Origin of the sequence: Burkholderia sp. E168m23, assembly GCF_016586125.1 — a bacterium.
GTDB classification, from domain to species: Bacteria; Pseudomonadota; Gammaproteobacteria; order Burkholderiales; family Burkholderiaceae; genus Burkholderia; species Burkholderia orbicola.
Genome location: NZ_BCPP01000957.1, coordinates 1 through 2695, shown reverse-complemented (window position 1 = coordinate 2695; position 2695 = coordinate 1). Strand labels below are relative to the sequence as shown.

General features: G+C 69.8%; 2 protein-coding genes. Both read right to left on the bottom strand.

Annotated features, from left to right (window positions below; genetic code table 11):
* Window positions 1-138: 138 nt before the first annotated feature.
* Entirely contained in the window at window positions 139-1788 is a 1650-nt protein-coding gene (gene recN / locus JMF90_RS32545; protein WP_201316712.1) for a DNA repair protein RecN, read from the bottom strand.
* Between the two features lie 19 nt (window positions 1789-1807).
* Window positions 1808-2695, bottom strand: an 888-nt coding sequence (locus JMF90_RS32540; RefSeq protein WP_201325969.1) for an NAD kinase, incomplete at its 5' end; no start/stop codon positions are given.

Below are 2695 nucleotides of genomic sequence, written 5' to 3'. Positions count from 1 at the left end.
CGTTTGAGGCGCGCGTTCGAATTCCATGGACGATTCGGCGGCGCAAGGCGGATGCGATCGAGCGGCCGATCGTCCGTCCGTGAAAAAAGACCGGCGCACGCGCCGGTCTTCCTGCATTCGGCCAACGCGGTGCCAGCGTCAGGCCGCCAGCATTTCCTTCGCGTGCTTGCGTGTGGTGGCCGTGATTTCCAGCCCGCCGAGCATCCGCGCGACTTCCTCGACGCGGCTCGCCTTGTCGAGCGCGACGACCGACGACACCGTGCCACCGCGCTCGTCGGCGCCTTTCGCGACCTGGAAATGATGGTCGCCGCGCGCGGCGACTTGCGGCAGGTGCGTCACGCACAGCACCTGGCGGTCGCGCCCGAGCTGGTGCAGCAGGCGGCCGACCACTTCGGCGACGCCGCCGCCGATCCCCGTGTCGACTTCGTCGAAGATCAGCGTCGGCGTCGGGCTCGCCGCGCTGGCGATCACCGCGAGCGCGAGGCTGATCCGCGCGAGCTCGCCGCCTGATGCGACCTTCGCGAGCGGCCGCAGCGGCACGCCCGGGTGCCCGGCCACGCGGAACTCGACCTGTTCGAGCCCGTGCGGGCCGCCGTCGGCGAGCGGCACGAGCGCGACTTCGAAGCTCCCGCCCGCCATCGACAACTCCTGCATGCCGGCCGTGACGGCCGTGCCGAGCGCCTTGGCGGCCTGCGCGCGCGCCTTCGACAGGCGTTTGGCGTCGGCGAGATAGGCTTCCCGCGCCTTGGCCTGCGCCGCTTCGAGCGCGCCGAGATCGGCGGCCGCGTCGAGCGCGGCAAGTTGCGCGCGGCGCGCCGCATGCTCTTCGTGCAGCGTGTCGGGCGGCAGCCGGAACTTGCGGGCGGTCGAGTGCAGCGCGTCGAGACGCGTTTCGACCTGCGCGAGCCGCTCCGGGTCGAGATCGACGCGCTGCGCGTAGTGCGACAGCGAGTAGACGGCTTCCTGCAACTGGATCTCGGCCGGCTCCAGCGACGCGAGCGCATCGCCGAGCGCGGTGTCGTAGTCGGCCAGGCTGCGCAGCTTGGACACGATCGCGCCGAGCTGCGCGAGCATCGCGTCGTCGGACTCGGACAGCGCGTTGAGCGCGCCGCGCACGCCTTCGATCAGGTTCGCCGAATGCGACAGGCGCTTGTGTTCGTTGCTGACTTCGTCCCATTCGCCGGCTTGCGGCGCGAGCTTGTCGAGTTCGGCGAGCTGCCACGCGAGCTTTTCGCGCTCGAGCTGCAGCTCGCGCTCGTGCGCCTTCGCGGCGTCGATCGCCTGCGTCGCGTCGCGCCATACGCGCCACGCGCGCGCGACGTTCCCGGCATCGGCGACGAGCCCCGCATGCGTGTCGAACAGCTCGCGCTGCGCGTCGGGCCGCATCAGCAGCTGGTGCGCGTGCTGGCCGTGGATGTCGACGAGCATCTCGCCGAGTTCGCGCAGTTGCGCGAGCGTCGCGCTGGTGCCGTTGATGAATGCGCGCGAACGGCCGTTCGCGTCGATCACGCGGCGCAGCATCACGCTGTCCTCGGCGTCGAACGCGTGTTCGTCGAGCCAGCGCGCGACGCGGTCGTGCGGCGTGAATTCGGCCGTGATGTCGGCGCGACCGCAGCCGGTGCGCACGACGCTCGCGTCGGCGCGTTCGCCGAGCGCGAGGGCGAGGGCGTCGATCAGGATCGATTTGCCGGCGCCGGTTTCGCCGGAAAAGACGGAAAAGCCGCTGTCGAATTCGAGATCGAGCGCGGCGACGATGACGAAGTCGCGGATCGAGAGGTGGCGGAGCATGGTGTCGGGAGCAGCGGCGTCAGGACGCCTTGTCGTCTTCGTTCGATGCGTGTTCGTTCCAGTGCAGCTTCTTGCGCAGCGTCGTGTAGTAGCTGTAGCCGATCGGGTGCAGGAACGGCACCGTGTGCTTCGAGCGGCGCACCTCGATCGTATCGTTCAGTTCGAGCGACGTGAACGACTGCATGTCGAAGTTCACGTTGACGTCGCGGCCGCCGACGATCTGGATCGCGATCTTCGAATCGTCGGGCAGCACGATCGGCCGGTTCGACAGCGCGTGCGGCGCGATCGGCACGAGCACGACGCCCGCCAGCTGCGGATGGAGGATCGGGCCGGCCGACGACAGCGCGTACGCGGTCGAGCCGGTGGGCGTCGCGACGATCAGGCCGTCCGAGCGCTGGTTGTACATGTAGCGGCCGTCGACCGACGCGCGCAGCTCGACCATCCCGGAGAAGCCGCTGCGGTTCACGACGACGTCGTTGAACGCGAGCGCGTGGTAGATCGGTTCGCCGTCGCGCACGATCCGCGCCTCGAGCAGCGAACGCTCCTCGCGCTCGAACTTGCCGGCCAGCATCACCGGCACGAGCGCCTGCATGTCGGACGCCGCGATGTCGGTGATGAAGCCGAGCCGCCCGTGGTTGATGCCGATCAGCGGGGTCCGGTACGGCGCGAGCTGGCGGCCGATGCCGAGCATCGTGCCGTCGCCGCCGAGTACGATCGCCACGTCCGCTCGTGCCCCGATTTCGGCCGGGGTGAGCGCCGGATAGCCGGCGATGCCGATTTCGCGCGCGGTATCGCCTTCGAAGACGACCTCGAAGCCGAGCGTGGCGATGCTGTCCGCCAGCGTGGCGAGCGGTTCGGCGATGCCGGGCGTGTTGCTCCGGCCGACGAGCGCGACAGTCTTGAACTG